The 3,566-nt window shown below is 69.3% G+C and carries 3 protein-coding genes and 1 pseudogene; 1 reads left to right on the forward strand and 3 read right to left on the reverse strand.

All coding sequences use genetic code 11. The annotated features are described in order from the left end of the window. Positions 1-128 precede the first annotated feature (128 nt). A complete protein-coding gene (locus tag ON30_RS28030; RefSeq protein ID WP_040712012.1) occupies positions 129-485 on the reverse strand; it encodes a BlaI/MecI/CopY family transcriptional regulator in 357 nt (118 codons plus the stop codon). An 87-nt stretch (positions 486-572) separates the two neighbouring features. Beyond that, positions 573-1,838, reverse strand: a complete 1,266-nt coding sequence (locus ON30_RS28035; protein ID WP_051030067.1) for a ParB N-terminal domain-containing protein — start codon at positions 1,836-1,838, stop codon at positions 573-575. 339 nt (positions 1,839-2,177) lie between these two features. On the opposite strand from ON30_RS28035, the pseudogene ON30_RS42385 reads away from it, so the two are divergent. Continuing rightward, positions 2,178-2,744: pseudogene (locus tag ON30_RS42385) on the forward strand (M48 family metalloprotease); the annotation flags it as partial. Between the two features lie 345 nt (positions 2,745-3,089). On the opposite strand, the gene ON30_RS40245 reads toward ON30_RS42385, so the two are convergent. Beyond that, the gene (locus ON30_RS40245; protein ID WP_239476477.1) at positions 3,090-3,491 is read right to left on the reverse strand and encodes a 3-oxoacyl-[acyl-carrier-protein] synthase III C-terminal domain-containing protein; all 402 of its coding nucleotides are present in this window, start codon (positions 3,489-3,491) and stop codon (positions 3,090-3,092) included. Positions 3,492-3,566: the final 75 nt, after the last annotated feature.

Raw genomic sequence — 3,566 nt, forward strand, 5'->3', positions numbered from 1 at the left:
TCAGGACTCCCCCTTTTCGTTTCGACGGGACCACCCCGGGCGCCGCGCGGTTGCCGCGGCGACGATGGTTCACAGTTGATGCTCGGCCCCGCGTCCGGTACCGGACCCGAACCCGTGGGACGAGTGGATCAGCGGCGTTTGCGCAGCGCGGTCTCGAGCGCGCTGGATTCCTCGGCCGAGGCCGAGCGGACGAAATGCATCAGCGCGCCTTCGGCGTCGCCGGATTCGGCGAGGACCCGACGCAGCGCGCGGGTGGTGGCCTCTTCGCGTGTCAGCGCGGGGCGGTAGTGGTAGGCGCCGTCGTCGAGGCGGCGGTGCACCCACTGCTTGCGATGCAGGTTGTCCAGGACGGTCATGATGGTGGTGTAGGCGGGTCGGCGCAGGTCGGTGGTGCACCGCTCGCGTACTTCGCGCACCCGCATCGGTGCGTTCGCGTGCCAGAGCAGGTTCATGACAACGGCTTCCAGATCGCCGAGCCCGAGCACCCTGCACCTCCTGGGCTGATCGATGTCCGTCGGTCACCCGATTGTGGCGGGCAGCGGGAACGTATTCAAGTGGATCGAGGTCGGTTCTCACAGCGGCGTGGCCGATTCCGGTGGCAAGGACAATGGCGCGCGCGCCTGCTGGTCGGCGGTGGTTCGCGCCTGCTGGTCGGCGGTGGTTCGCGCCTGCTGGTCGGCGGTGGTTCGCGCCTGCTGGTCGGCGGTGGTTCGCGCCTGCTGGTCGGCGGTGGTTCGCGCCTGCTGGTCGGCGGTGGTTCGCGCCTGCTGGTCGGCGGTGGTTCGCGCCTGCTGGTCGGCGGTGGTTCGCGCCTGCTCGTGTAGTCGCGCGGCCAGGCCGCTCCAGGTCTGGGCGCAGTCGAGGGCGAGTGCGGCGACGACCTCGAGCCAGTGCTCGGGCAGATTGGCCGCCAGGTCGTGGCCGCTGTCGGGATCGATCATGTGCTGATACAGCCAGCGCAGCGTCTGGCGTCCAGTGTCGCTGTAGCGCAATGCCGGATCGTTGCGCAGTTTCGACAACAGCGCGTCGCGGTCGGGGGCGCTCACCGCGGAGACCCGCGCACGCCCGGCCGCTGTGCCCGCCTCGGAGTCCTCTCGCGATGCGCGACGGTATCGGTCGGGCACAGGATCCTCACCGCGCGCCGCGCGTTTACGGACATCGGACACCGTCGCCGGGGAAAGCCCTGTCGCACGGGCGATCTCACGCAGCCCCGCCTGCGGGTTGTCTCGCAGCATCGCCGCGGCCTGTCGACGGGAGGCGGCGCTGTCGAGCGGGCGGACACGCCCGTCCTTGCCCAGCCGGGTGTTCGACTGCGCGGCCTCGGCGGTCGAACACCGTTGCCGCACCACCGCCACGGTGTTGGCCGACAGTCCGGTCGCGGCAGCGACCGCGCGGTCGGACCATTCGGGGTGGTCACCGATCACACGTTCGGCGGCGGCCTTGCGGTCGGTACTGGTCAGTGTCAGCCCGTGGCGGATGTTACAGGCCACCGCGAGCAGGAACGCGGTGTCCTCGTCGCAGTCCAGGATCCGCGCCTCGATAGCGGTGCGGCCCTTGAGGATCGCGGCCCGTAGGCGGTGCATGCCGTCGATCACCCGCATGCTCGCACGGTGCACGATGATCGGAGGCAGTCCGGTCTCGGTTTCGGCGAGGACGTGGGTGTGGGCGAGGTCCTCACCACCGGAGCGGACCGAATTTCCCTGGTGCAGCAGCTTGATCGGCACGAGGCTGACCGGGATATCGTCCACCGGCGCGACACTGGGCCTACCGTCCACCCACCGTATGAGGGTGTCGGCGAACGCTTCGTCGACGCGGACTTCACCGAGCGGATCGGACATGAGCGACTCCTCCCCTGGGTCGTGGCGGCGCGCGGTACGAACGCCGACGAGCCGTCCAGAACGGTACTAAGACGCTTAGTAGGGCGGCAACCTCGAAGTCGTACGCCGCCCGAGCCCAGCCCACACCGACCGAAATTATTGCTGCCCAATGAACTTGGGGCACTGCCCGTCCAGACACATTGCGTCGCCACCCCGACGGGGTGTCTGCGGTAGTTTGGACGGGGCGGGAAGCTATCGGGGGATGATCGGCGCTGCCGGGCGTGTCCTCGGTCGGCGGACCGTTCACGGCTCCCGTCGTCGACGGACGGTCGGGGTGGTCCACGAGGACAGGAGCGACACATGGTCCCAGCGGTCCTGCTGCTCGTGTCGGCCGTGGTCGTCGGGTTCCTCGCGCCGAGAATCCTCGAGCGATTGGATCCGGTCCGCTACGACCCGTCACTGTTGTTGGTCGGGTGGCTGGCGTGCCTTGCCGGGGTGCTAGCGGCAGGCGCGGCCAGCGTATTCGTGCTCGTGCATCCCACCCACGGGGTGAGCCTGCTCCCGACCAGTGTGCTGTCGCACCGCATCGGGCATCCCTTCGCACACGGCGCCTCCACCGCCGTCGAGCGACTGTCGGGGGTCACGATCGCGGTGGTGTTCACCTGCGCCGCGGTATGGATCGGCACCAGGATCGTCGGCGCCTCACGGCGGCGTCTGCGCGCCTCCGACACCCACGCCGCGCTGCTTCGTGTGGTCGGACGTATCGATCCGCTCACCCCGGACCTGCTGCGCCTCGACCACGACGAACCGCTGGCCTTCTGCGTGCGTGGCAGCCACGAACTCGTCGTGGCCACCGAGGGGGTGTTCCGCCTCGGTGACGGCGCGGCCGCGGCGGTCATCGCCCACGAACGAGCGCACCTGCGCGGTCGCCATCACACGTTGCTCGAGTGGACACGGATCCTGGGCCGTTGCCTGTGGTTCGTCCCGCTGTTCCGGCGCGCGCCAACCGCGCTGGCCGAGCTGGTGGAACTCACCGCCGACGCGACGGCGGCACGCGCCTGCGGCGAGCGAGTCGTGTACTCGGCGTTGCTGCATATGGCGGTGTCTCCCGCGCCCACGGTGGGACTGGCCATGAGCGCGCACGCGATCGAGAACCGCCTGGCCCGTCTGGCACGGCGCGACCGCCACCCTCATCCCGCACGGCAATGGATTCTGCGGATGGTCGCGGCACTGACGGGACTGATGATCCCGTTCTGTGTGACAGCGGTGCTGCTACACGTGGTGTTCGCTGTAGGCGTCGGGTGTTTCGGTGATCTCCAGCACCGCGCACGCGGCCTCCATGCCGGGCCCGCCACTGAACAGCAGCACGTGCTCGCCCACCCCGACCGCGCCGGTGCGCCACAGATACTCCAGTCCCCGGATCTGGTCGACGGGTCCGGCGTGGCCGACGGTGCGGGTGTAGTCCCAGATCCCGCGGCTCTCCTCAAGCCCCAAGGGGTCCAGGAAGACCGCGCGCAGCCCTTCGTGGGCGAAGCCGTCGTGCACGACGCGTGTGATGTCGTCCAACCCGATCCCGGCGTCCTTCAATGCCCGTTCCACAGTGTCGATCAGCACGGCGCCGAAATCGCCGAGTGACCGTTCGCCTTCCTGTGGTTCGCGGCGGCAGTATTCCATTCGTTCGTCGAAATTGAGGGTGGCGCCGGCGGTAAGGCCCGGAGGGAACAGGGTTTCGTTCCCGCGGTGCTGCCG

The sequence above is a fragment of the Nocardia takedensis NBRC 100417 genome (genome assembly GCF_000308695.1).
GTDB classification, from domain to species: domain Bacteria; phylum Actinomycetota; class Actinomycetes; order Mycobacteriales; family Mycobacteriaceae; genus Nocardia; species Nocardia takedensis.